Genomic DNA, 23,792 nt, shown 5'->3' on the forward strand with positions numbered 1-23,792 from the left:
GCTTGGGCACCATGCCGCGCACGCTGCTGGTCACCAACGACTTCCCGCCCCGCCCCGGAGGCATCCAGACCTACCTCCAGGCGTTCGTGCGGCAGCTTCCCGCCGACGAGCTCGTCGTGTACGCATCGCGGTGGCGCGGCAGCGAGGAGTACGACGCCGCGCAGCCCTTCGAGGTCGTGCGCCATCCGACGACGCTGCTGCTGCCCACGCCCGACGCGCTCTCCCGAGCCCGCGATCTGGTGCGGTCCCACGACATCGAGACCGTCTGGTTCGGCGCCGCCGCGCCGCTGGCGCTGCTGGGCGCACCGCTCAAGGACGCCGGTGCGCTGCGCACGGTCGCCTCCACGCACGGGCACGAGGTGGGCTGGTCGATGCTCCCGCCCTCGCGGGCCTGCCTGCGCCGCATCGGCGACACCACCGACGTCATCACCTACGTCAGCACGTACACCCGGGGCCGGTTCGCCGCGGCCTTCGGCCCGCGCGCAGCTCTGGAGCATCTCCCGCCCGGCGTCGACACCGACGTCTTCCGGCCCGACGATGCCGCCCGCTCCGCCCTGCGTGCCCGCTACGGCCTGGCCGAGGACGAGCCCGTCGTGCTGTGCCTGTCGCGGCTGGTGCCGCGCAAGGGCCAGGACATGCTGATCCGCGCTCTACCGCGGATCCGGGGGCAGGTGCCCGGCGCGAAGCTCGTGATCGTCGGCGGCGGCCCGTATGCGGAGACGCTGCACAAGCTGGTGCGGAAGGTCGGCGTCGAGGAACAGGTGATCTTCACCGGTTCGGTGCCGTTCGACGAACTCGCCGCGCACCACAACCTCGGCGACGTCTTCGCCATGCCCTGCCGCACCCGCGGTGCGGGCCTGGACGTGGAGGGGCTCGGCATCGTCTTCCTCGAGGCGTCCGCGACCGGGAAGCCCGTGGTGGCCGGCGATTCCGGGGGTGCGCCCGAGACCGTCTGGGAGGGGGAGTCGGGCCATGTCGTGCCGGGGCGCGACGTCGAGGCCATCGCCGATGCCGTCGCGGGCCTGCTCGCGGACCCCGACCGCGCCGCGAAGATGGGTGCTCGCGGCCGCGAGCTGGTGGCCGAGCACTTCGACTGGCGCCGCCTCGGCCATCGCCTGCAGACCCTGCTCAACCCGTACTGAGCGCACCGTACTGAGCGCACCGTACTGAGCGCACGCGCGCCAATGTTATCAATCTCGAATATCGAATTCGGTAATATGGGCGTATGCGTCGGATGTTCGCCGTCCCGGCTGCGGTGCTCGCAGTGGTCTCGATCGTCTCCTGCGGAGAAGGGCGCGGGCTGCCGCGGCCCGAGCCGGCCTCCGCCCAGCGCACGAGCGAGTGCGTCATCAAGCCGGGGTGGGCCGCCGCTGATTGGACGAGTGGTCCGGTGCGGGCGACGGGCACGCTCCGCTCGCGCGGCGTGGCCGTGGAATCCCTGCGTCGCGCTCTTGGCGAGCGTTCGGTGCCGGAGGACTTCGTGGTGCCCGAAGGGGACGACTTCGACGATCTGGTGCGCGACGTCGACGAGGTGATCCTTCGCTCCATCCCGGAGCGCGTGATGCAGTACGAGTTCGCCGTGCCCGCGGGCGAGTACCGCGGTGTCTTCGAGCCGCGGTGTCAGTACCGGGTTGGATTTCGTGTGGACGGGCGCTCGTTCGACGTCGACGTGGAGGCCGGCTCCGGCCGGGTGGTGGTCGCCGTCGTGAACTCCAACGGCGGATTCGCTCGGGTGGCCGACGTCCAGTGAAGCGAACTTCGAAGCGCGTGACGGTGGCGTTCGCCGCGATCGTCGTCGTGGGCTGCACGCCCGTCCGGGCGCCGTCGATCGAAGTCGACGCCGTCTCGCGTATCGATGACTCTTGTGCGCTGCCGTCGCCACCGGGCGCGGCCCTCGCGGTCTTCGGTGGCGGAGCGTACGGCGAGGTGCCAGTGTCCTGGACCGGTGGCGTCGTCGAATCCCGACTCCGTGAGTCGCTCGGCCGGTCTGCGGCTTCCGCGGGGCTCACTGATCCGGGTCCTGCCGAGCTGTCTCGGCTCCGCAACGACGTGGACGAGGCCGTCCTCGCGACGTACCCCGAGCGGCGATCGGTGATCACGATGAAAACTGAAGTCGGGCAATCGCTCGCGGCCTATGCGGTGCGGTGCGACTACCACGTTAACCTGCACAGAGGCGGGGATCACTTCGACGTGACGATCAACGGTGGAAGCGGCCGCTGGGATATCCGCCCGGTCGTGATCGACGTCCCATCATCCTGGTCGGCCGCGCCGCGCACCGCCGGATAGGTGAACAGAACCGCCGCACCGGGAGCCGGTGCGGCGGTAGCGGGTTCGTGCGTTACTTCGCGTACAGCTCGGCGATGTCGTCGGCGTACTTCTGCGAGACGACGTTCCGCTTGACCTTCATGGTCGGCGTCATCTCACCGGTCTCCTCGGAGAAGTCCTCGGGCAGGATGCGGACCTTCTTGATGGCCTCGGCCTTGGAGACGGTCTCGTTCGCGGCGGCGACGGCCTTGTTGATCTCGGCCAGCAGGTCGGGGTCGTTGCGCAGGTCGGAGACCGTCGCGGACTCGGGCTTGCCGTTGGCGGCCTTCCACTGCGGGAACGCCTCGGGGTCGATGGTGACCAGCGCGGCGATGTAGGGCTGCGCGTCGCCGACGACCATCGCCTGCGAGATCAGCGGGTTGCTGCGCAGCGCGTCCTCCAGGCCGGCGGGGGAGACGTTCTTACCGCCCGCCGTGACGATGAGCTCCTTCTTGCGCCCGGTGATCGACAGGTAGCCGTCGTCGTCGATCGAGCCCAGGTCGCCGGTGTGGAACCAGCCGTCCTCGATGGCGGCCTTGGTGGCCTCCTCGTTGTGCCAGTACCCGCGGAACACGACGGAGCCCTTGAGCAGGATCTCGCCGTCCTCGGCGATCTTCGCGGCCTGGCCGGCGAGCGGTCGCCCGACCGTGCCGATCTTCTGAGCGCCCGCCACGTTCACGGTGATCGCCGCGGTGGTCTCGGTGAGGCCGTAGCCCTCCATGACCGTGACGCCGACGCCGCGGAAGAAGTGGCCCAGGCGGGCACCGAGGGGAGCGCCGCCGGAGATCGCGACCTTGCAGTTCCCGCCGAGCGCGGCCTTGAGCTTGCCGTAGACCAGCTTGTCGAACAGGGTGTGCTTGGCCTTGAGGATCAGGCCGGCGCCGCCGGTGTCCTGGGCCTGGCTGTACTCGATCGCGGTCTGCACGGCCGCGTCGAAGATCTTGCCCTTACCGCCGTCGACGGCGCTCTGCTGGGCGGAGGCGTACACCTTCTCGAAGACGCGGGGGACCGACAGGATCAGGGTGGGCTTGAACACCGAGAACTGCGGCACCAGGTTCTTGGTGTCGTTGAAATGCCCGACGAGTGCGCCGCCCTTGAAGCAGGCGATGTTCACGGCGCGCGCCAGCACGTGCGCCAGCGGGAGGAACATGACGTTCGAGCCGCCGCGGATGGCCTCGCCGAACGGGGAGGCGAGGATCGCCTCGGCCTCGCTCATGAGGTTGGAGTGCGTCAGCTCGCAGCCCTTGGGGCGGCCGGTGGTGCCGGAGGTGTAGATCAGGGTGGCCAGGTCGTCGGCCGTCACGTCCGCACGCCCGGCGTGCACCTGCTCGTCGGTGACCTCCGCGCCCTCGGCGGTGAGCGTCGCGACGGCACCCGGCGCGTCGTCGGTGGGGTCGATCTGCAGCACGCGCCGCACGGAGTGGAGGTTCGTGAGTTCGGCCACCTCGGCGGCCTGCTTCGGGCCCTCGATGATCATGAGGACGGCGTCCGAATCCTCGAGGATCCAGTCGATCTGCCCGGAGGAGCTCGTCTCGTAGACGGGCACGGTGACGCCGCCGACGGCCCAGATCGCGAAGTCGATGAGCGGCCACTCGTACCGCGTCGAGGAGACGAGCGCGACGCGGTCGCCGGGCTTGACGCCCTGTGCGATGAGCCCCTTCGCGACGCCCAGGATCTCCTGCTCGTACTGCTTGGAGGTGACCGGCTCCCAGGTCCCCGCGACGAGGCGCTTGATCCGGACGCTGTCCGGGTCCGTGCGGGCCACATCGAAGACGACGTCGACCGTGGAGGCCGAGGGGTCGATGGTGTAGTTGGCGGGAACGCTGATCTCGCGCACGAATCCTCCGGGTCGCAAACGGTGGTGTTGTGGTGAACCTTACACCGCTGATCCGGGCGGGTTCCGGGCCCGAACCGACCCGGCACCGTCCGCCCCGCAGCCGGATGTGTGAAGCTTAGGAGGTGAGCACCATCCAAGTGGCCGACGTCGCCTTCGTCGCCGCCCACCCGAGTGCCGTGGCCGCCGCGATGGCGGGCGCGCAGCGGTGGCGCGGCTGGTTCCCCGACCTGCGACTGACCGTCACCGAGGACCGGGGCGACAAGGGGATCCGCTGGAAGGTCGACGGTCCCGTCACCGGGACCTCGGAGTTCTGGATCGAGCCCCACCTCGACGGGAGCCTGCTGCACTACTTCCTGCACGCGGAGCCGACGACGCCCAGGACCCCCGAGCAGATCGTCGCCGAGGTGCGCGAGCGCCGGGTCCGCGGGCACGACGTGATGTTCGACGTGAAGTTCACCGCAGAGGACGGTCGCGTCCTGGGCGGTCCCGCCGCCGGGGAGGTGGAGCGTGTCTGACGCGGAACGCACCCGCGAATCCATCGTCATCGCAGCGCCTCCGGAGCGGATCATGGCGGCGATCTCGGCCTTCGACCGTTACCCCGAGTGGGTCTCGGCGGCGCGCGAGGTCACGGTCCTCGAGACCACCCCGGACGGCCATCCGCGGCGCGTGCGGTTCGTCCTGGAGGAGGGCTTCCTCCGGGATACGTACGAGCTCGAGTACCGCTGGGCGCCCGGCGGCCGATCGGTCGAATGGGACCTCGCGGCGAGCACGCTGCAGAGCACCCAGCACGGCCGGTACGACCTGACGCCGACCGCCGACGGTGCCGGCACCACGGTCACGTACACGCTCGAGGTGACCCTGCAGATCCCGATGCTCGGAATGCTCCGCCGCAAGGCGGAGAAGGCGATCACCGACACCGCCCTCAAGGAGCTCAAGCGCCACGTCGAGGGCGAGTCGGCGGCCGAATCCTGATGTCCGGGGAGGGCACCGCGACCCGGCTGCTGCTGGTGTCCGGAGCCGGGGGAGCGGGCCGCACCACCCTGGCGACGTCGCTGGCGGCCCGTGCCGCGGGGCGCGGGCGGACCCTGCTCGTCACCGTCGGGCGGGCCGTCGACCCGCTCCTGGCCGACGGGACGGGGCCGTTCGACCACGTGCACCTGAACCCGGTGGAGTTGCTCGCGCAGTGGTGGGAGGGCCTGGCGGCCACCGTCCGAGCCGGCCGGGGGCTCGCGGGCGACGGCGCCGACGCCGGTGCCGCGGGGTTCGACCCCTTCGCGCTCGAGCCGCCCGAATTGACGGGCCTCGCGGACGCGGAGCACGTCCTCGTCCTCCGCGCGATCACCGGGCACGTCGATTCGGGTGCGTACCGCACCGTCGTCGTGGACGGTCCCGCGTTCGACGGCCTGGTCTCCCTGCTGAGCGCCCCCGCGTCGCTGGCCGTGTACCTCGAGCGGGTGTGGCCGCGGCACGTCCGGCTCTCCGGCCCGGCGGCCGGGCCCGCCGCCGGCTCGCTCGCCGCGCTGCTGCTCGCCGAGCCCGTTGCGGGGCTCGCGGACCGGCTCGCCGCGTTCGTGGCGGACCGCGCCGCCCTCGAACTGGTGCACGTGGTGACGGGCGACGGGGGCCGGGCGGCGCGAGCGCGCGGCGAGCTGGCCGCGCTCGAGGTGCTGGGGCTGCGCCCCGTGGCGATCGTGCTCAACCGGCTGATCTCCGTCGACGACCGCTTCGCACTGGACCTGCCCCACCCCGCGGTGCAGTCGGTCCGGTCGCGCGTCGCCTCCCAGGACGATGCGCGCGAGGCGCTCGCCGAGGTGGCGACGGTGCTGGACCGTCCCGTCCTCGAGGCGGCCGAGGCGGCCGATCCCGTACTCACCCCCGCCGCCACGGCGGACCTCGCTTGGGACGCGGCCGCGATCCTCGACGCGGAACCCGCCGCGGTACCGGTGCCGGAGGTCCGCCCGACCGGCGGCGCCGGGCTCGACGCGCGTTACGAGTGGGCGGTCGCACTGCCGCTGGTGGACCCCGCCACGATCGGCCTCGGCCGGGTCGACGAGGACGTCGTGGTCGAAGCCCAGGGTGTGCGGCGCCGGATCCGGCTACCGTCTGTGTTGCGCCGCTGCGTCGTTGCGGGCGCGACGTACGAGGAAGGGGAGTTGCGCGTGTCCTTCGTCCCCGACCCGGAGGTGTGGCCCCGTGGCTGATCCCACCCCCGACCCCGCCGACGAGTTCCTCACCTCCGCGGCGCGCCTGTTCGAGACCGCCCGGCCGTGGATCGCCGCGGCGCTCGCCGAGCACTCCGCGCACCCCGAGGGCGACCCCGGCGCCTGCCGGCTGTGCGCGCTGGGCGGCGCCGTCGCCCGGCACATCGAGCCCTTCGCCGCCGAGGCGTCGAAATCCTTCGGCCACTTCGCCGACGAGGTGCTGGCGGATCTGCTGCGCCTCGCCGAGGAACTACTGGGCAGTGCGCGGACCACCGCCGCGGCCGTCGCCGCCGACTACCTCGCGACCGTGGGTGGCGCGGCGCCGGATACCGGGACGCCCGCCGAGCCGGGAGCGGACGAGTCCCCGCGACCGGCCGCACCGCCGTCCCCGGGCGGCTACGAACGCATCGACATCCGACTCTCGGGCCCCGGGGAGGACCAGTCTCAATGACGCTGACGATCGGCATCGACATCGGCGGCACCTCGGTCCGCGCGGGCGTCGTGACGGACGACGGCACCGTCGTCGATACGGCCCGGGCGGAGACGCCCCGCAGTGCCGCGGCGCTCGAGCGCTGCCTCGACCGGGTGGTGCAGGAGCTGTGCGTCGAGCACGACGTGAAGGCCGTGGGGCTCGCCGTGGCGGGCTTCCTCGATCCGGCCAGAGAACGAGTCGCCTTCGCGCCGCACCTGCCGTGGCGCGACACCGCTGTCCCCGCCGAGATGACGCAGCGGATCGGCCTGCCGGTGATCATGGAGCACGACGCGAACTCCGCCGCCTGGGCGGAGTTCGTCCACGGTCCGGCCCGGCAGTCCAAGGTGACGTGCGTCGTCGCGCTCGGCACCGGCATCGGGGCGGGGCTGCTCATCGACGGGGAGCTCTACCGCGGGGCGTACGGCGTGGCGCCGGAGCTGGGCCACCTGCAGGTGGTGCCCGACGGTCGGCCGTGCGACTGCGGGAAGCGGGGGTGCTGGGAGCGTTACTGCAGCGGAACCGCGCTGGTGGAGACCGCGATCGATCTCATGGGGCCGAAGGGCTCGCGCGGGGTGCTGCTCGCGCGCGAGCTGGCCGACGACCCGGGGTCGCTCACGGGCCGCAAGGTCGCCGCCGCGGCCGAGGCCGGTGACCCCGTGGCGCAGGAGGCGGTCGGGGAGCTGGCCCGCTGGCTCGGCGTGGGGCTGGCGATGGTCAGCGACGTCTTCGACCCGGACCTGATCATCCTGTCCGGCGGGGTCGGCGCCTCGTCGCGGCTGTTCCTCGACGACGCCAGGGACCAGTTCGCGCAGCAGCTCACCGGCGGGAAGTACCGTCGCAAGGCCCGGATCCGCGCCACCGAACTCGGCGAACGCGCCGGGATGCTCGGTGCCGCCGCCCTCGCGCGGGACGCCGTGCGGGCCTGATCGCCCGGCGCGGGCCGCGCGCCGTCGGTAGAGTGAGGCGGAGCACGTCGAGTCGGGAATCGAGAGCTGGGCGACATGTGGTGGATGGTCTTCAAATGGGTCCTGATCGGACCGGTCCTACGACTCCTGGGGCGCCCCCGCGTGGTGGGCGTCGAGAACCTGCCGAAGGACGGCCCGGCCATCCTCGCGAGCAATCACCTCGCGGTCATGGACTCGTTCTTCCTGCCGCTCATGGTGCCCCGCCCCATCAAATTCCTCGCCAAGAGCGAGTACTTCACCGGTAAGGGCCTCAAGGGCGCCTTCAAGAAGTGGTTCTTCTCGTCCGTCGGCTGCATCCCGATCGTGCGCGGCAGCGCGAGTGCGGCGCAGGACGCGCTCGACGCGGGGGTCGGTGCGCTCAAGGACGGCCAGCTCCTCGGCCTGTACCCGGAGGGCACCCGCAGCCCCGACGGGCGGTTGTACAAGGGCAAGACCGGCATGGCCCGGATGGCGTTGGAGACGGGCGCCCCGATCATCCCGGTCGCCATGGTCGACACCGAGAAGTTCAACCCGCCCGGCTCCACGCTGCCGCACCCCACCAAGGTGCAGGTGCGGATCGGTAAGCCGCTGGACTTCTCCCGGTTCGAGGGCATGTCGGGGAACCGGTTCATCGAGCGCGCCATCACCGACGAGGTCATGTACGAGCTGATGAAGCTCTCCGGCCAGGCCTACGTCGACGTCTACGCCCAGGACGTCAAGGACGGTGTGGTCGTCCCGGGCGAGGAGCGGGAGGCCGGCGCCGCGTAGCGTCGACCCCCGTGAAGTACTTCTACGACCTGGAATTCATCGAGGACGGAAGGGTCATCGACCTGGTCTCGATCGGCATCGTCGGCGAGGACGGCCGCGAGTTCTACGCCGTCTCCACCGAGTTCGATCCCGAGGCCGCCGGGCCGTGGGTGCGGGCGAACGTGCTGCCGAAGCTGCCGCCGCCGGCCAGCAGGCTCTGGCAATCGCGCGCTGCGATCCGCGACGGGGTCTTCGACTTCCTCAGCGCCGGCCCCGGCGACATCGAACTCTGGGCGTGGGTCGCCGCCTACGACCACGTGGCGCTGTGCCAGCTCTGGGGGCCGATGACGGCGCTGCCCCGGTCCATGCCGCGGTTCACCCGCGAGCTCAAGCAGCTGTGGGACGAGCGGGGTCGCCCGGCGCTGCCCGCTGCGCCGGCGGATGCGCACGACGCACTCGCCGACGCCCGGCACAACCTCGCCAAGTACCGGGCGATCACGGGTGCGTAGCGCCCGCGTGATCGGGTCGCGTCCGCCCTCGTGACCCGGGCGCGTCCGCTCGGCGTAATCTCTCTCACGTGGCAGTGAACTGGACCGTCGACGTCCCCATCGATACTCTCCCCAAGCTCCCGGCTCTCCCGGGTGACCTGCGTGAGCGCCTCGACGACGCGCTCGCCAAGCCGGCCCTGCAGCAGCCGAGCTGGCCGCGGGAGCAGGCGGACGCGATGCGGACGGTGCTGGAGTCGGTGCCGCCGATCACCGTGCCGCCGGAGATCCAGTCCCTGCAGGATCAGCTGGCCGAGGTCGCGCTGGGGCGCGCCTTCCTGCTCCAGGGCGGCGACTGCGCGGAGACCTTCGTCGACAACACGGAGCCGCACATCACGGCGAACATCCGCACCCTGCTGCAGATGGCCGTCGCGCTGACCTACGGCGCGTCGATGCCGGTGGTCAAGGTCGCCCGCATCGCGGGCCAGTACGCGAAGCCGCGCTCGTCCGACACCGACGCGCTGGGACTGACCAGCTACCGCGGCGACATGGTCAACGGCTTCCCGCCGGAGGAGGCGGTGCGCAAGCACGACCCGTCGCGCCTGATCCGTGCGTACGCCAACGCCAGTGCCGCCATGAACCTGGTGCGTGCCGTCACCGGTTCGGGGATGGCGGACCTGCACAAGGTGCACGAGTGGAACCGGGAGTTCGTGGCGAGTTCGCCCGCCGGTGCCCGGTACGAGGCCCTGGCCTCGGAGATCGACGGCGGCCTGCGGTTCATGGCCGCGTGCGGCGTGGAGGACCGGAACCTCAAGTCCGCCACGATCTACTCGAGCCACGAGGCGCTGGTGCTCGACTACGAGCGCGGGCTGCTGCGCCTGGCCGACAACCCGGACGACCCCGAGGCCCAGCAGGTGCTCTACAACCTGTCGGCGCACTTCCTCTGGATCGGCGAGCGCACCCGCCAGCTCGACGGCGCCCACATCGCCTTCATGGAGCTGATCAACAACCCGATCGGCGTGAAGATCGGCCCGACCACCACCCCCGAGCAAGCGGTCGAGTACGTCGAGCGGCTGGACCCGAAGAACAAGCCGGGCCGGCTCACCCTGATCTCCCGCATGGGTAACGGCAACGTGCGCACCGCGCTGCCGCCCATCGTCGAGGCCGTCGAGGCGACGGGTCACAAGGTGATCTGGCAGTGCGACCCGATGCACGGCAACACCCACGAGTCCTCGACGGGCTACAAGACCCGCCACTTCGACCGCATCGTCGACGAGGTGCAGGGCTTCTTCGAGGTGCACCGCGCCATCGGATCGCACCCGGGCGGCGTGCACGTCGAGCTCACGGGCGAGAACGTCACCGAGTGCCTCGGCGGCGCGCAGGACATCTCCGACGCGGACCTCGCGGGCCGGTACGAGACCGCCTGCGATCCGCGCCTGAACACCCAGCAGAGCCTGGAGCTGGCCTTCCTGGTCGCGGAGATGCTCCGGGGCTGATCACACGGTGTAGCGGAGCTCCCGGGCGGCGCCGCCCGCGGGGACCCCGTCGTCACCGCACGGGAGCAGCGTGAGGGCCTCGCCCTGCGCGACGCCCATCCGGATGTCGGACAGGTCGCGCTGCGACCACGGCTCGCGGCGGAAGAACATGTCGTCGAGGCCCTTGACGAACCACGACGCCGAGAACGCCAGGATGCCGACGACCTCGGCCACCCACAGCGGACCGAGGTGGAGCGGCAGCGTCGCACCCGCCCGCGCGGCGAGCAGACACAGCCCGCTCACCACCACGATCGTGAGCGCGCACCCGAAGTGGAACCGCCAACCGGCACGATTGGACAGCTGCGCGAGGAGCCGCCGGAGACCGCCGCTCCCCACGGGCGCGACCGCCGGCCGCAGGAACGGATTCCGCCGGTCGTGGAGCGCGGTCGTGACGCACATGAGCACGAACATCACGAACACCACCAGCGCTGCGATCACGTGCACCGCGGCGGTTCGGTCGATGCCGAACGCGACCTGGAGGGGCGTCGCCGCCGGCGGCGACGCGCCCGCGCCACACTCGCCCGCGGGAACCGGTCCGGGAAGTCCCGTCGGGAAGGCGGCGACGGCGATCGCGGCCACGCCGGCGACCGTGCTCAGCGCGTTCGCCTCGGATCTCCGGTTGAGCTTGTAGGAGAACAGCAGGAACCCGACGATGCCCAGCCCGATGACGAAGATGTCGCGCGCCCCCGAGTGGTAGTAGACGCTGAGCGAGTCCCGTACCCGCACGCAGTACTCGCCCGAGGTGGCGAAGTCCACGGCGATGAGGGCGACGGGGAGCAGCAGCCCCACGGCGCCGCCGTAGAACCGGATGATGAGCAGTGACCGCACCGAGTTCGATTCCTCGATCGCGCGGCGGTCCTCGGCGGGCATGGTGTCCAGGGCGCAGCTCCGGCGCGCGCCGCCGCTCGTCTCCGCCATCGCGACTCCCTTCGCCGTGCGGCCCCGCAGGTGCGGTCGCCCGGAGGCTAACAAGGCGCCGCGCCGGCCGCCCGGCTTCCCGATGAGGCGGGCCACAAATCGCCGGAATCACCCGCCGCTCCACCGGTCCCCTGGGACCATGCACCCATGGGTGCCTACGCCGACGAATACCGCCGCAGCATGACCGATCCGGAGGGCTTCTGGGCCGAGCAGGCCGCCGCGATCGACTGGATCACACCGCCGACGAAAGTACTCGACGGTGCGGGCGCGCCGCTGTACCGCTGGTTCCCGGATGCGGAGCTGAACACGTGTGTGAACGCGGTCGATCGGCACGTGGCGGCCGGGCGGGGCGATCAGCCGGCGGTGATCCACGATTCGGCGATCACGGGCGAGGTGCAGACGCTCACGTACGCACAGCTGCTGGAGCGCGTCGCGAGGTTCGCGGGCGTGCTCTCCGGCCTCGGCGTGACCAAGGGCGACCGGGTGGTGATCTACCTGCCGATGATCACCGAGGCGGTGGTCGCGATGCTGGCGTGCGCGCGGATCGGGGCGGTGCACTCGGTGGTGTTCGGCGGCTTCGCGGCGCCGGAGCTGGCGGCGCGCCTCGACGACGCGCGGCCGAAGGCCATCGTCACCGCGTCGTGCGGCCTCGAGGGCTCGAAGGTGCTGCCGTACCTGCCGATCGTGCACGCGGCGATCGACGCCGCGGAGGCGAAGCCGGATGCGGTGGTGGTGTGGCAGCGGCCGCAGCTGACGGCGGAACTGGGCCCGCGCGATCACGATTGGGCAGCGGCGGAGGCGGCCGCGCAGCCCGCGGATCCGGTCGCGGTCGCGGCGACCGACCCGCTCTACATCCTCTACACCTCCGGCACCACCGGCAAGCCGAAGGGCGTGGTGCGCGACAACGGCGGCCACGCGGTGGCGCTGGCCTACTCGATGCGGGCGATCTACGACGCGCACCCGGGCGAGGTGTGGTGGACCGCGTCTGACGTCGGCTGGGTCGTGGGCCACAGCTACATCGTCTACGCGCCGCTGCTCATCGGCGCCACGACCGTGGTCTACGAGGGCAAGCCCGTCGGCACCCCGGATGCGGGTGCGTTCTGGCGGGTGATCGAGCGGCACGGGGTGAGCAACCTGTTCACCGCGCCGACAGCGCTGCGCGCGATCCGCAAGGAGGACCCGGATGCGGAGTTCCTTGCGAAGTCGGACGTCTCGTCGCTGCGGACGCTGTTCATGGCGGGCGAGCGGCTCGACCCGGACACGTACGAGTGGGCGTCGGCGAAACTGGGCGTGCCGGTGATCGACCACTGGTGGCAGACGGAGACGGGCTGGCCGATCGCGGCCAATCTCCGTGGGGTGGAGCCGATGCCGGTCAAGCCGGGCAGCGCCACCGTCCCGGTGCCGGGGTTCGGCGTGCGGATCGTCGACGACGCCGGGCAGGACGTGCCCGCGGGCGCCGAAGGCGCCGTGGTGATCTCGCTGCCGCTGCCGCCCGGAACGCTGCCCACGCTGTGGGGCGCGGATGCACGGTACATCGAGTCGTACCTGTCCACGTTCCCCGGCAACTACCTCACGGGCGACGGCGGCTATCTCGACGAGGACGGCTACCTGTTCGTCATGGGCCGCACCGACGACGTGATCAACGTGGCCGGGCACCGGCTCTCGACCGGCGCGCTGGAGGCGGCGATCGCCGGGCACCCCGCCGTCGCGGAGTGTGCGGTGATCGGCGTCGCGGATCAGCTCAAGGGACAGCTGCCGCGGGCGCTGGTGGCGCTCAAGGCCGGCGGCGACTGGGACCACGACACGGTGCGCGCCGAGATCGTCCAGCAGGTGCGCGAGACGATCGGCGCCGTCGCCGCGCTCAAGGAGGTCGCGATCGTCGCGGCCCTGCCCAAGACCCGCTCCGGGAAGATCCTGCGGCGCAGCATGCGCGCCATCGCCGAGGGACGCGACGAGGCGGTCCCGTCGACGATCGAGAACCCGGCCGTCCTCGACGACCTGCGGGGCGTGCTCCGCGGCTAGCGCTGCAGCAGCGGCGCGCTGCGGTAGCTCCAGAGGCCGAGGGTGCTCAGCGCGTCGCGGTAGATGCTGCGCAGCTCATCCGTGGACGGCGTCGCCAGCTCGGCGAGCGGCTTGTCCACGGCCGCTACGGAACTCACCGTGAACGTCGCGGGCAGGTTCTCCCGCGCCGCCAGGATCAGGTCGACGGTGCCGCGCCGCACGTGGCTCGCGGAGCTCACGACGATCGCGTGCTCGATCCGCTGTGTCGCGAGCACGTACGAGCTGTACAGCGCGTTCTCGACGGTGGTGCGGGCGAAGTTCTCGTCGGTGATCCGCGCCGCGTCGACGCCCCGCTCCACGAGCCAGTTCTTCATCAGCGCGCCCTCGGTGTTACCGGCCTGCTCCACGCCGCCGGTCACCACGATCGGTGCCGCGGGGAGGGCGCGCGCCACTTCGAGGGTCTTCTCCAGGCGCTGGATCAGCGGCGCGTCCATCGTGCCGTCCTTCTTCAGCGCGTAGCCGAGCACGACGATGCCGGTGGCCGGCGGGGCGATCCGCGGCGGCGAGTCGGTCAGGGTGGCCCCGACGGCCCGATCGATCGCGGTGAACAGCGCCTCGACCTCCGGGACCCGGTCGGGTGCGACCCGGCGCAGCTGCTCGACCTCCGCCGCCGAGCCCGCGGCGTCGCCGAGGAAGCGGTTCCAGACGGCGAGGTAGGTGTGCGCATCGTCGTCGTCCGGCGCGACGTCGAGGACCTTGCGGTACAGCTCCAGGGCGCCGGGGACGTTCTTCTGCGCGATCCGCGCCGACGCCGCGCTGAACAGGAGGTCGGCCCGGTACGGCGCGAGCGCGGACGCGGCCAGCAGTTTCTGCTCGACCACCGCCATGTTGTCCACCGTCTTGTCGGTGTTACCGGCAGTCGATGTGCGGGTGGGGGAGTCGAAGGCCTCCTTCGCCTCCGCGAGCAGCGCGGCCACCTGGCCTGCGACGCCGCGCGTCGCGGCGGACGAGGACGCCGCGGACGGCGCCGGCGCACCGTCGGGGGAGTTCGACGTGCAGCCGGCGAGAACGATCGCGCCGATCGCGGCGAGGGCGACGGTCCGGGGCAGGGCGGAGGTCCGCTTCATGGGGCACAGGCTAGCCCGCGGGCCCGCGCCGCGCCGGGTATCAGTCCGCGCGCTGGGCGAGCTTGAGCAGGCGGCCGAGGAGCTCGTCGCCGGCGAGCTCGGTCTCCGCGGCGTCGCGGTCGCGGTCCGACTCCGTGTCGTGTTCGCCGTGCACCTGCGTGTGCAGCTGTTCCATCCGGCGGTCCAGTTGCTCGGCGACGGCCGCAGCCGCGGAGAGCTCATCCTGGAGGTGGGCGGGGACGGCACCGTCGTACTTGTAGAAGATCTTGTGCTCCAGGCTGGCCCAGAAGTCCATGGCGATCGTCCGGATCTGCAGTTCGACGGGCACGTGCACGGGGCCGGTCGAGAGGAAGACGGGGATCTCGACGATGGCGTGCAGGCTCTTGTAGCCGTTGGGCTTCGGGGATGCGATGTAGTCCTTGACCACCACGACGCGCACGTCGTCCTGTGCGGTGATCGTTTCGAGGATCCGATAGGTATCGGCGATGAAGCTGCACGTGATCCGGATGCCCGCGATGTCGGTGATCGTCTCGCGGATCAGCGGCAGCTCCGGCGCGATGCCGCGGCGGGCCACCTTCTTGACGATGCTCTCGGGCTTCTTGATCCGCGAGGTGACGTGCTCGATCGGGTTGTATCGATGCAGCTGAAGGAACTCCTCGCGGAGGATCGTCACCTTGGTGAGCACCTCCTTCACGGCGAACTGGTACTCCATGAGGAAGCGGGTCAGCTCGTCGCGCATGCGGCGTGCCCGGGCCAGTGTCGCGGCGTCGGGAACGAAGCCGGGATCGAACGGCGCGGGGCTGCTCATCGACGCTCCCGGGTCGTCACGGCAGGGCCGTGACGGTCACCGTCGACCCGGCCTGCACGCGCGAGCCGCCGCCCGGATCCTGCCAGATGACCTGCGACTTGTCGGAGGCGAAGATGCCGTTGACCTTGACCTGCAGGCCTGCGTCGCGGAGCACCGACCGCGCCTGGGCGACGTTCATGCCGGTCACCGACGGCACCGTGACGCGAGAGGCCATCGTGACGGTGACCCGCTTGTTCGCCGGGTCGACGCGGCCACCCGCGGACGGGCTCGTCGACGTGACGACCGACCCCGAGCCGGTCTCCCCGGTGATCTCCGCGACGAGGCCCGCGCGCTGCAGCAACTGCTGCGCCTCGGCCGCGGTCTTACCGGTCACGTCGGGCACGGTCAGGGCGTTCGAGACGAGCAGCGTCACGCTGCCGCCCTTGTTCACCTGACCCGACGGGTCGGTGCCGAACACCTTCCCGGCCTCGGTCCCGGAGTCGAACTGTTGCTTGGTCTCCTTGACCGAGAGACCCGCCGCGCGCAGCAGGGTCGTGGCTTCCTCGGGGGTCCGGCCGCGCACGTCGGGGATGTCGACGGGCTCGTTGCCGGCGGAGGCGACCACTGTCACCGTCGAGCCGACGGCGACGCGCGTGCCGGGCGTGGGCGAGAGGCCGATGACACCGCCCTGCGGGATGTCTCGGCTGAACTGCGCCGGACCCTGCTTGGGGACCAGGCCGTTGTCGCGCAGCTGCTTCTCGACGTTCTCGGGGCTGTCGCCCGGGCGGAACTGGGGGACGGTCGGGCGCCCGCGGGAGTACTCGATGGTGACGGTGCCGAAGCGGCTGATCCGGCTGCCGGCGGACGGGTCGACCCGGGTGATCGTGTCCTCGGTGATGTCGTTGCTGTAGCTGCCGGCGAGCTCGACGTCGAGACCCGCGTCCTTGATCGCCTGCTCCGCCGCGGGGCGATCCATACCCGTGACGTTCGGCACCGTCGTGTACTGCCCGGACGCGAACCACCACCCGCCGAACGCGAGCAGGAGGGAGACGACCGCGATGAGCGCGACGATGATCCACGACTTCGCGCGCCCCTTCCGGGGCGGCACCCACTGCGGTGGGGCGTTCTCGGACGGCAGCGGCTCGTGCATCGTCTCGGCACGGGTGTGCTGGACCGGGGTGGCCGGCGCGGCTGGCTGCGCGAGGGTGGGCGGCGGTACTGCGGGCGGGGCGCCGGGCACGGCCTGGCCGGGGCGAGGCTGCCCCGGCATGAGCGCGCCCGTCGGCTCGGCGGCGGCGGGGATCAGCGGCTCGCCGCGCTGCGCGTACATCGCGGCGGCGGCGCGCTGCTCCGCGCTCGACTGGGGCGCGGGCACGGTGAACGGCGGGAGGTCGAGGTCCTCGGCGATCGCGGTGAGGGCCTCGGCCATGGCGAAGCCGTCCGCGTAGCGGCGCGACGGGTCGCGGTCGGTGGCGCGGGCGACGAACTCGTCGAACTCCGGCGGCACGCCCGCGATCGCGGCGCCCGGCCGCGGCACGTCGTTGTGCAGCCGCTGGTAGGCGAGCGAGATCGCGGTGTCGCCGGTGAAGGGCACCTGGCCGGTGAGCAACTCGTAGACGAGGATGCCGCTCGAGTAGACGTCGGAACGGGCATCGGCGTTGCCGGACTCCACCTGTTCCGGCGAGAGATACGCGGCCGTGCCGAGGATCACCGACGAACTGGTCACGGACGCCGCGGCGATGGCGCGGACCAGACCGAAGTCGGCGACCTTGACCTCGCCGCCGTCGGAGATGAGGACGTTCTCCGGCTTCACGTCGCGGTGCACCAGGCCGGCCCGGTGCGCCGTCCCCAGCGCCGTGAGCACGGGCCCCATGACGGCGGCCACCGCGTGCGGAGGCATGGGGCCGCGCTCGCCGAGCAGCTCGCGCAGCGTGCCGCCCGTGACCAGCTCCATCACGAGGAAGGCCAGGTCTCCGTCGACGCCCTGGTCGTAGACGGCCACGAGACCGGGATCCTTGAGCTTGGCGACCGCACGCGCCTCGAACTCGAAGCGGGAGACGAACTGCGCGTCGGCCGCGTACTTGGGGTCCATCACCTTGATCGCGATGGGGCGGTCGAGCCGCAGGTCGAGGCCCATGTAGACGGTGGACATGCCGCCACGCGCGATCACCGCATCGATGCGGTAGCGGCCCTCGATGCGGGCACCGATCAGCCGGTCGCGCGGGGTGTTCACCTTCTCCGGGTCCTCTCGATGTGTGCGGTGTCGACAGTTCAGCCTAGCGACCCCGGGGGTGGAAGGGCCGAATCCGTGCGCTGGGTACAGTGTGACGGTGAGCTCCGTCCCGTATCTCAGCGACGATCTGCTGCCCGAGGGCACCGCCACCTACAGCGTCTCCACGGTCGCGAAGGGCCTCGGCGTGTCGCAGTCGAAGGTGCTGCAGTTGCTGCGCGACCGGCAGCTGATCGCCGTCCGGCGCGGTGGCGACTTCCACATCCCGCGTTTGTTCTTCGGCGAGGTCGACGGCCGCTTCTCCATCGCCAAGCACTTCACGGGCCTGCTCAGCGTGCTCCGCGACGGCGGCTTCCGCGAGGAGGAGATCCTGCGCTGGCTGTTCGAGCCGCAGGAGGACCTGGGCGACTGCCCCGCCGAGCTGCTGCACACGGACTCCGCGCGCGAGATCATCCGCCGCGCGCAGTCGATGGCGTTCTGACCACTGGCGCGTTCGCCGCGAACCCGGACGGACGCTGAAGTACGCGAGTCCGGGTGATGCTGTTGCACCAAGCTATTCAGAATTTGAATGGCTGCGGGTCACTCCGGCTCTGGTCTCGTCGTCGGGTGGCCGTTCTCTTCGAGCCACGACTCGTATTCGTAGATCATGTTCTCGAGTACGACCCGCTCCACTCCTGTGAGTGCGTCAGACTGTGTGGCGAGTCGCCGGAGCAACCGCAGTCTGTGATGGAGGTTCTCTGGTGGCAAGTGCTCGGTCAACCAGGTCGAGTGTCCCACAGCTTCGACGATCACACCGTCCGAGACGACAGCTCGCACCCTGTCCCGGAGGGTGACCGCGTCGCGTTCGCTCAGCGGGTACGCCTCGACGGTGAACTGCTCGTCCATCACACGACGGAGGGTGCCAGCCCGAGCTTCGGCCGGACCTTCAGCGGGTCCGGGCCCAGCAGCGACCAGCCGGCGAGCGCGCCCAGCGCGACCGCCAACGCCACGTTCCACAGCGAGTACAGGCCGATCGAGCCCGTCGGCATGAAGACCACCATGAGCCACACCGACAGGCCCGCGATGATCGCCAGCGTGCGCCGCGACCAGGTGAACGCGCCCGCCACGGCCAGCGGCCAGGTGTAGTACCAGGGCAGCGATGCGGGGGAGAGCACGCACACGGCGAGCAGCCCCAGCAGGATGCCCATGACGTTGCGCCGCTCGTTCTGCCGGAACCGCCACCACAGCACCACGAGGGTGACCGCCAGCAGGACGATGCCCAGCGCGCGGGTCACCACGAGGATCGGTGCCAGGTGGAGGTCGGTGAACGGGGCGGCCAGGAACGCCGTGATCTGCGCGACCGCCGTCGGCAGGGTGATGTAGTTGATGATCTTGATCGACCCGGCCAGCGCGGTCGTCCAGCCCAGGCCCACGCCGGCGATCAGCGAGAACGCCGCGAACAGCGCGACGAAGGCGCCGAGCGAGGCCGCCAGCACCGTGCCGAAGGCCTTCGCCGTCGATTCCCCGGGGTTCGCCTCGCGCCGGTGATGGAACCAGATCCACACCACGAAGGGCAGCGCGATCGCGGCGGTGCCCTTGACGGCGACCGCCGTCACGATCACCGCGACCCCGAACAGGTGCTGCCGGTCGAGCACCATCGCGATGCCCGCCACCATGAGGCCCACCATGAGGGCCTCGTTGTGCACGCCGCCCACGAGATGCACGATCACCAGGGGGTTGAGCACCGCGAACCACAACGACACGGACGGCTTCGCACCGAAGTGCCGCGCCAGCTTCGCGACGCCCCACACCGAGAGGGCGATGCCGGGGAGCATGACGAGCCGCAGGGCGATGACGCCGGCGAGCACGTCGTCGCCGCACAACTGGGTGATCCACTTCGCGATGAGGATGAACAGCGGGCCGTAGGGCGCGGTGGTCGTGGTCCAGATGCCGCTCACATCGTCGAGGAGGCCGTTCGGGTTCACGACCGGGCCGTCGACGTACGGGTCGAAGCCGTCGCGCAGCAGTGCCCCCTGCGCGAGGTAGGAGTACGCGTCGCGCGAGTACAGGGGAACGGCCACCAGCAGGGGCGCGATCCACAGCGCGACGGTGCCGGCGACCTGCGGGACCTCCAGCCGGCCGGCGAGCGCGCCGCGACCCAGCCGGATCCACGCGATCACGAGCAGGGCGATCCCGGTCCAGAACAGGATCGAGCTCAGCACCAGGCCGTGGCCGAAACGCAGCCACGACAGGTGCGCCGCCTCGAGCGTGGTGTCGTGCACGCGGATCGCCCCCGCACCGAAGCTGCCCAGGGTGGTCAGGACCGCGCCGAGCAGCCCGAGCAGGGCGGGGCGCCCCTCGGGCGAGCGCAGGAAGGTGCTGTAGCCGCGCAGCGCGGACTGAACTGATCCGGACATCCCCGCCAGTCTAGTGAAGGGCGCTGCGGCGGCCCGCGCTTCGGTCGCGGCTCAGCGCGCCCAACAGACGCCAGGTGCGGGCCTGGTCCGTCGCGCCCCCGAGATCGGTCTGGGTGGCGTACAGCTCGGTCGCGCCCGCGTCCACGTAGCGGCGCAGTCCACGCGCGACGTGCTCCTCGTCCCCGATGAGGGCGAGTTCGATCGGGTGCGCGATGCCCTCCGCCGCGAACACCGACCGGTACGAGGGCACCGTCGTGTAGAAGTCGAGCGCGGGTCGCGCGGCCGCCCGGACGCGGTCGGGCTCGTCGGTCACCACGACGACCACGCCGGCCACCACGCGACGCGGCTCCCCGCCTGATCCCCGCAGCAGCCCGGGGACGATGCGGTCCGCGAGGGTGCGCGGCCCGGTCAGGAAGGGGATCGAACCGTCCGCCAGCTCCCCGGCCGCCCGCAGCGACTGGGCGCCGAGTGCCGCGACGAGGAGGCCGAAGCCCTCGCCGCCCGCGATCGCCGACGGCGCCGCGGTGCGCGCGACGACCGCCCCGTCGCCCCGGTCGACCGTTCCCGTCGTGCGGTAGTCGTCGAGCACGGCCAGCGCTTCGCGCAGGTGACCGATCGGCCGCTCGACGCGGACGCCGAAGGTCCGGCGGTCCCGTTCCGGCCCGGCGACCCCGACGCCGAGAGTGAACCGCCCGCCGCTCGCGGCGTTCGCGGTCTGCGCCTGGCCGCCCAGCACCAGCGGATGCCGCGGCCCGAGCGGCACCACCGAGGTGCCGACCCGCAGGCCCGGGACCTGCGCGCCCACCACCGCGGCGACGGTCGTCGCGTCGTGGTCCTGGCGCTGCCCGAACCACACCGCCGGCACGCCGAGGTCGTGCACGGTCCGCGCCTGGTCGACGATGTCGCGGACGTGGTTCTCCGCCCGCGCGCGCTGCCACAGCGCGACGCCGACGTCGACGGGGAGCCGGGAGACCATGCCCCGCAGCCTGCCCCGCGCGGCCGGGCCGCGCCAGGGTTTCGCCCCCGGTGATCGTGGCGGTTACAGGCCCGCGTACACGGCGACGGGTCCGCCCTCGAGGACGTGCACGGCGACGGGGGTCTCGAAGATCTCCGTGAGCAGCTCGGAGGTCATGATCTCCGACGGTGCGCCCGACGCCGCGATCGTGCCGTTCTTCAGCGCCACGATGCGGTCCGAGTAGGCGGCGGCGAAGTTCAGGTCGTGCACCACCAGGATGATGGTCTTGCCCAGCTCGTCGGCCGCACGGCGCAGGCGCCGCATCATGCCCACCTGATGCCGCATGTCGAGGTTGTTGAGCGGCTCGTCCAGCAGGATCACGTCGGTGTCCTGGGCCAGCGTCATCGCCACGAAAGCGCGCTGGCGCTGCCCGCCGGACAACTCGTCGAGGAACCGGTCGGCGAGCTCCGTCAGGCCCAGGAAGCCCAGGGCCTCGTCGACGTGCCGCACGTCGTCCGGGGTCATCCGGCCCTTGGTGTGCGGGAACCGGCCGAAGGCGACGAGATCGCGCACGGTCAGGCGGGCGTTGACGCCGTTCTCCTGCCGGAGGATCGCGAGTTTGCGCGCGATCTCCGTCGGCTTCATGGCGCGGATGTCGGTGCCCTCGAGCAGGGCGGTGCCCGAGTCCGGTGTGAGCAGGCGGCCGAGGATGGTGAGCAGCGTCGACTTGCCGGCGCCGTTCGGGCCGACGAGCGCCGTGACGCCGCCGCGGGTGAACTCCCCGGAGACCGGGCCCAGCACGACGGTCTCGGCGTACTTCTTGGTGAGGTCCGCGAACGCGATCGCGGGCACCGTCTCGGTCAGGTTCGTGGTCACATCGTCCCCCTTCGGCGGAACAGCATGGCGAGGAACAGGATTCCGCCGACGAACTCGATGATCACCGTGAGCATCCCGTTGGCGTAGAAGATGTTGTGCAGGACGAACTGCCCACCCGCGAGCATGATCACGCCGATGAAGAACGCCATCGGCAGCGTCGCGCGGTGCCGCCAGTCGCCGGCCAGCTGGTAGGCCAGCGTGGCGATGATGAAGCCGAAGAAGATCATCGGCCCCACCAGGGCGGTGCTGATCGACACCAGCACCGCGATGAGGACCAGCGCCAGGGTGAGCTCGCGCTGGTGGTTCACGCCGAGGCCCATCGCGGGATCGCGACCCAGCAGCAGGACGTCGAGCACCCGGCGGCGGCGCCAGACGATCACGCCCACCACCAGGCACGCGACGGTGGCGATCGGCAGCAGGTCGGCGTTCACCGCGGTGAGCCGGCCGTAGAGTTTGATCGACAGCGCGTCGAATTCGGTGGGGGACAGCAGGCGCTGCAGGAACTCGGCGAAGGCGCGGAAGGCCAGGCCCAGGACGACGCCCGCGAGCAGGAGCAGGAACAGGCTCGCGAACCGGCCGGAGAACAGCCAGCCGTAGAGCACGGCGGCGAACATCACCATCACGGCGGTCTGGGCGACGAACTGCGGTACCGAGTCGCCGTTGTCGACGAACCGGCCGCCCACCAGGTACACGCCGACGGTCTGGATCAGCACGTACAGCGAGTCCAGGCCGATGATCTGCGGCGTCAGGATCCGGTTGTGCGTCACCGTGTGGAAGAGCACCGTCGACAGGGCGCCGCAGAAGGCGGCGATGAGGATCGCCGTGGCGGTGCGCAGACGCCGCTCGAACGAGAGGCCGAACTGGAAGTCCCAGCGCAGCACGTCGTCCGCGCCGGTGCGCATGAGCAGGTAGACCGCCAGGCACGCCGTCGCGAGCGTGGCGGCGATCGCCATGCGGGCGCGCCAGCTCACTCGGCTGGCGCCACCCGCCATCGCCGGCGCCGAGACGGCTTCAGAGAGCGACACGGTTCCTCCTCGACAGAACGATCACGAGGAACGTGACCGCGCCGATCACGCCCATGATGACGGACACGGGGATCTCCATGGGCCGCACCACGATCCGTCCGATCAGGTCGCAGCCCACGATGAGCACGGTCGCCAGCACGGCCACCCACGGGAGCCCGCTGCGCACGTCGTCGCCGCGCAGGGCGCTGATGATGTTCGGCACCACGAGGCCGAGGAACGGGATGAAGCCGACGACCACGCTGGTGACGCCGGACGCCAGCGCCACCATGGTGACGCCGATGCCCATCGTGAGCCCGTAGCGCAGGCCGAGCGACGTCGCGACGTCCTTGCCCAGCCCCGCGATGGTGAAGTAGTTCGCCAGGAGGAACGTCGCCACGGCGATGATCGCGACGGCCCACAGCGGCTCGTAGAAGCCGCGCACAATGTGTGCGAAACCGCCGGAGCGCCAGCTCACGACGGCCTGCAACAGGTTGGCGCCGATCGCCAGGTACGTGGTGACGGCCTGCACCACGGCGCCCAGCATGAGGCCGACCAGGGGGACGATCGCGGAGCGGCGCGCGCGGATGCGGGAGATGAAGCCGAGGAAGATCAGCGTGCCCAGGAACGCGGTCGCGGTCGCGGCGATCATCCGCACCATCGGCGTCGCCCCGGGGAGGTAGAGCATGCACAGCAGCACGCCGAGGCCCGCCCATTCCGCAGTGCCGGCGGTGGTCGGCTCGACGAACCGGTTCTGGGTGAGCCGCTGCATGATCACGCCGGAGAAGCTCATCGCGAGCCCGGCGAAGACCAGGGCCGCGGTGCGCGGAACGCGGGAGATGAAGAACATCCGCCACATCTCCTCATCGCCGGCCAGGAGCCCCGCGAGGGTGATGTGGTACTCGCCGGTCATCAGCGAGGCGAACAGCAGTGCCACGCAGGCGAACGCGAGGAGGGGGAGCGTGACGCGCGCCAG

24 protein-coding genes are annotated in these 23,792 nt (G+C 71.3%); 13 read left to right on the forward strand and 11 right to left on the reverse strand.

Annotated features, from left to right (window positions below; translation table 11 throughout):
* Nucleotides 1-11: 11 nt before the first annotated feature.
* From ELY19_RS16345 to ELY19_RS16355, 3 genes are all read left to right on the forward strand, one after another.
* A complete protein-coding gene (locus ELY19_RS16345) occupies nt 12-1,142 on the forward strand; it encodes a glycosyltransferase family 4 protein (RefSeq protein ID WP_126197167.1) in 1,131 nt (376 codons plus the stop codon).
* Between the two features lie 83 nt (nt 1,143-1,225).
* On the forward strand, nt 1,226-1,750 hold the full coding sequence (locus tag ELY19_RS16350) for a hypothetical protein (RefSeq protein WP_126197168.1): 525 nt from the start codon (nt 1,226-1,228) through the stop codon (nt 1,748-1,750).
* A gap of 17 nt (nt 1,751-1,767) precedes the next feature.
* Nucleotides 1,768-2,286 (forward strand): hypothetical protein, encoded by a 519-nt coding sequence (locus ELY19_RS16355; protein ID WP_126197169.1) that lies wholly within the window; start codon nt 1,768-1,770, stop codon nt 2,284-2,286.
* A gap of 52 nt (nt 2,287-2,338) precedes the next feature.
* Here the strand turns inward: ELY19_RS16355 and ELY19_RS16360 are convergent, their stop codons facing one another.
* Nucleotides 2,339-4,141, reverse strand: a complete 1,803-nt coding sequence (locus tag ELY19_RS16360) for an AMP-dependent synthetase/ligase (RefSeq protein ID WP_126197170.1) — start codon at nt 4,139-4,141, stop codon at nt 2,339-2,341.
* Between the two features lie 122 nt (nt 4,142-4,263).
* Here ELY19_RS16360 and ELY19_RS16365 point away from each other — a divergent pair, with 122 nt between their 5' ends.
* From ELY19_RS16365 to ELY19_RS16400, 8 genes are all read left to right on the forward strand, one after another.
* Nucleotides 4,264-4,656: a hypothetical protein gene (locus ELY19_RS16365; protein ID WP_126197171.1), complete on the forward strand. Its 393-nt coding sequence runs from the start codon at nt 4,264-4,266 to the stop codon at nt 4,654-4,656.
* Between the two features lie 52 nt (nt 4,657-4,708).
* Nucleotides 4,709-5,113 (forward strand): SRPBCC family protein, encoded by a 405-nt coding sequence (locus ELY19_RS16370; protein ID WP_232015635.1) that lies wholly within the window; start codon nt 4,709-4,711, stop codon nt 5,111-5,113.
* Entirely contained in the window at nt 5,113-6,342 is a 1,230-nt protein-coding gene (locus tag ELY19_RS16375; RefSeq protein ID WP_126197173.1) for an ArsA family ATPase, read from the forward strand. The genes ELY19_RS16370 and ELY19_RS16375 overlap by 1 nt, the downstream gene beginning before the upstream one ends.
* On the forward strand, nt 6,335-6,793 hold the full coding sequence (locus tag ELY19_RS16380; RefSeq protein WP_126197174.1) for a hypothetical protein: 459 nt from the start codon (nt 6,335-6,337) through the stop codon (nt 6,791-6,793). The genes ELY19_RS16375 and ELY19_RS16380 overlap by 8 nt, the downstream gene beginning before the upstream one ends.
* Entirely contained in the window at nt 6,790-7,740 is a 951-nt protein-coding gene (locus ELY19_RS16385) for an ROK family protein (RefSeq protein WP_126197175.1), read from the forward strand. The genes ELY19_RS16380 and ELY19_RS16385 overlap by 4 nt, the downstream gene beginning before the upstream one ends.
* A 75-nt stretch (nt 7,741-7,815) precedes the next feature.
* Nucleotides 7,816-8,526 (forward strand): lysophospholipid acyltransferase family protein, encoded by a 711-nt coding sequence (locus ELY19_RS16390; RefSeq protein ID WP_126197176.1) that lies wholly within the window; start codon nt 7,816-7,818, stop codon nt 8,524-8,526.
* An 11-nt stretch (nt 8,527-8,537) separates the two neighbouring features.
* Nucleotides 8,538-9,014, forward strand: coding sequence for a polyadenylate-specific 3'-exoribonuclease AS (locus ELY19_RS16395; RefSeq protein ID WP_126197177.1), 477 nt, complete (start codon nt 8,538-8,540; stop codon nt 9,012-9,014).
* Nucleotides 9,015-9,088: 74 nt separating this feature from the next.
* Nucleotides 9,089-10,486 (forward strand): class II 3-deoxy-7-phosphoheptulonate synthase, encoded by a 1,398-nt coding sequence (locus ELY19_RS16400; protein WP_126198884.1) that lies wholly within the window; start codon nt 9,089-9,091, stop codon nt 10,484-10,486.
* On the opposite strand, the gene ELY19_RS16405 is transcribed toward ELY19_RS16400, so the two are convergent.
* Nucleotides 10,487-11,443 carry a DUF998 domain-containing protein gene (locus tag ELY19_RS16405; RefSeq protein ID WP_126197178.1) on the reverse strand — a complete coding sequence of 319 codons (957 nt, stop codon included), beginning with the start codon at nt 11,441-11,443 and terminating at the stop codon, nt 10,487-10,489.
* Nucleotides 11,444-11,590: 147 nt separating this feature from the next.
* On the opposite strand from ELY19_RS16405, the gene ELY19_RS16410 reads away from it, so the two are divergent.
* Nucleotides 11,591-13,465 (forward strand): propionyl-CoA synthetase, encoded by a 1,875-nt coding sequence (locus ELY19_RS16410; protein WP_126197179.1) that lies wholly within the window; start codon nt 11,591-11,593, stop codon nt 13,463-13,465.
* On the opposite strand, the gene ELY19_RS16415 is transcribed toward ELY19_RS16410, so the two are convergent.
* From ELY19_RS16415 to pknB, 3 genes are read right to left on the reverse strand one after another with little or no spacing between them, the layout of a single operon-like run.
* Nucleotides 13,462-14,571, reverse strand: coding sequence for an ElyC/SanA/YdcF family protein (locus tag ELY19_RS16415; protein ID WP_126197180.1), 1,110 nt, complete (start codon nt 14,569-14,571; stop codon nt 13,462-13,464). The genes ELY19_RS16410 and ELY19_RS16415 overlap by 4 nt on opposite strands.
* Nucleotides 14,572-14,611: 40 nt before the next feature.
* On the reverse strand, nt 14,612-15,379 hold the full coding sequence (locus ELY19_RS16420) for a GTP pyrophosphokinase (RefSeq protein ID WP_126197181.1): 768 nt from the start codon (nt 15,377-15,379) through the stop codon (nt 14,612-14,614).
* Between the two features lie 16 nt (nt 15,380-15,395).
* Nucleotides 15,396-17,591, reverse strand: a complete 2,196-nt coding sequence (pknB, locus tag ELY19_RS16425; protein ID WP_126197182.1) for a Stk1 family PASTA domain-containing Ser/Thr kinase — start codon at nt 17,589-17,591, stop codon at nt 15,396-15,398.
* A 97-nt stretch (nt 17,592-17,688) separates the two neighbouring features.
* Here pknB and ELY19_RS16430 point away from each other — a divergent pair, with 97 nt between their 5' ends.
* Nucleotides 17,689-18,069, forward strand: coding sequence for an Rv2175c family DNA-binding protein (locus tag ELY19_RS16430; RefSeq protein WP_126197183.1), 381 nt, complete (start codon nt 17,689-17,691; stop codon nt 18,067-18,069).
* Between the two features lie 98 nt (nt 18,070-18,167).
* Here ELY19_RS16430 and ELY19_RS16435 read toward each other — a convergent pair whose 3' ends face one another.
* The 6 genes from ELY19_RS16435 to ELY19_RS16460 all read right to left on the reverse strand — a co-directional run bounded on the left by ELY19_RS16435 (nt 18,168) and on the right by ELY19_RS16460 (nt 23,729).
* The gene (locus ELY19_RS16435; protein ID WP_126197184.1) at nt 18,168-18,476 is read right to left on the reverse strand and encodes a hypothetical protein; all 309 of its coding nucleotides are present in this window, start codon (nt 18,474-18,476) and stop codon (nt 18,168-18,170) included.
* Nucleotides 18,473-19,984 carry an alpha-(1->6)-mannopyranosyltransferase A gene (locus tag ELY19_RS16440; RefSeq protein ID WP_126197185.1) on the reverse strand — a complete coding sequence of 504 codons (1,512 nt, stop codon included), beginning with the start codon at nt 19,982-19,984 and terminating at the stop codon, nt 18,473-18,475. Before ELY19_RS16440 ends, ELY19_RS16435 begins: the two co-directional genes overlap by 4 nt.
* A 10-nt stretch (nt 19,985-19,994) precedes the next feature.
* Nucleotides 19,995-20,960: a TIGR03564 family F420-dependent LLM class oxidoreductase gene (locus tag ELY19_RS16445; protein WP_126197186.1), complete on the reverse strand. Its 966-nt coding sequence runs from the start codon at nt 20,958-20,960 to the stop codon at nt 19,995-19,997.
* Nucleotides 20,961-21,023: 63 nt separating this feature from the next.
* Entirely contained in the window at nt 21,024-21,815 is a 792-nt protein-coding gene (locus tag ELY19_RS16450; RefSeq protein WP_227966893.1) for an iron ABC transporter ATP-binding protein, read from the reverse strand.
* A complete protein-coding gene (locus ELY19_RS16455; RefSeq protein ID WP_197715912.1) occupies nt 21,812-22,840 on the reverse strand; it encodes an iron chelate uptake ABC transporter family permease subunit in 1,029 nt (342 codons plus the stop codon). The genes ELY19_RS16450 and ELY19_RS16455 overlap by 4 nt, the downstream gene beginning before the upstream one ends.
* The gene (locus tag ELY19_RS16460) at nt 22,827-23,729 is read right to left on the reverse strand and encodes an ABC transporter permease (protein WP_232015636.1); all 903 of its coding nucleotides are present in this window, start codon (nt 23,727-23,729) and stop codon (nt 22,827-22,829) included. Before ELY19_RS16460 ends, ELY19_RS16455 begins: the two co-directional genes overlap by 14 nt.
* Nucleotides 23,730-23,792 lie beyond the last annotated feature (63 nt).

Source organism: Tsukamurella paurometabola (assembly GCF_900631615.1).
GTDB classification, from domain to species: Bacteria; Actinomycetota; Actinomycetes; order Mycobacteriales; family Mycobacteriaceae; genus Tsukamurella; species Tsukamurella paurometabola_A.

What these genes read in the sequence shown, in the direction of transcription:
- ELY19_RS16370 (WP_232015635.1), top strand. Translation starts at nt 4,709, where the DNA reads ATGGCGGCGATCTCGGCCTTCGACCGTTACCCCGAGTGGGTCTCGGCG.
- ELY19_RS16420 (WP_126197181.1), bottom strand. Translation starts at nt 15,379, where the DNA reads ATGAGCAGCCCCGCGCCGTTCGATCCCGGCTTCGTTCCCGACGCCGCG.
- ELY19_RS16345 (WP_126197167.1), top strand. Translation starts at nt 12, where the DNA reads ATGCCGCGCACGCTGCTGGTCACCAACGACTTCCCGCCCCGCCCCGGA.
- ELY19_RS16440 (WP_126197185.1), bottom strand. Translation starts at nt 19,984, where the DNA reads ATGTCCGGATCAGTTCAGTCCGCGCTGCGCGGCTACAGCACCTTCCTG.
- ELY19_RS16385 (WP_126197175.1), top strand. Translation starts at nt 6,790, where the DNA reads ATGACGCTGACGATCGGCATCGACATCGGCGGCACCTCGGTCCGCGCG.
- ELY19_RS16405 (WP_126197178.1), bottom strand. Translation starts at nt 11,443, where the DNA reads ATGGCGGAGACGAGCGGCGGCGCGCGCCGGAGCTGCGCCCTGGACACC.
- ELY19_RS16390 (WP_126197176.1), top strand. Translation starts at nt 7,816, where the DNA reads ATGTGGTGGATGGTCTTCAAATGGGTCCTGATCGGACCGGTCCTACGA.
- ELY19_RS16415 (WP_126197180.1), bottom strand. Translation starts at nt 14,571, where the DNA reads ATGAAGCGGACCTCCGCCCTGCCCCGGACCGTCGCCCTCGCCGCGATC.
- ELY19_RS16445 (WP_126197186.1), bottom strand. Translation starts at nt 20,960, where the DNA reads ATGGTCTCCCGGCTCCCCGTCGACGTCGGCGTCGCGCTGTGGCAGCGC.
- ELY19_RS16375 (WP_126197173.1), top strand. Translation starts at nt 5,113, where the DNA reads ATGTCCGGGGAGGGCACCGCGACCCGGCTGCTGCTGGTGTCCGGAGCC.
- ELY19_RS16410 (WP_126197179.1), top strand. Translation starts at nt 11,591, where the DNA reads ATGGGTGCCTACGCCGACGAATACCGCCGCAGCATGACCGATCCGGAG.
- ELY19_RS16460 (WP_232015636.1), bottom strand. Translation starts at nt 23,729, where the DNA reads ATGACCGGCGAGTACCACATCACCCTCGCGGGGCTCCTGGCCGGCGAT.
- ELY19_RS16350 (WP_126197168.1), top strand. Translation starts at nt 1,226, where the DNA reads ATGCGTCGGATGTTCGCCGTCCCGGCTGCGGTGCTCGCAGTGGTCTCG.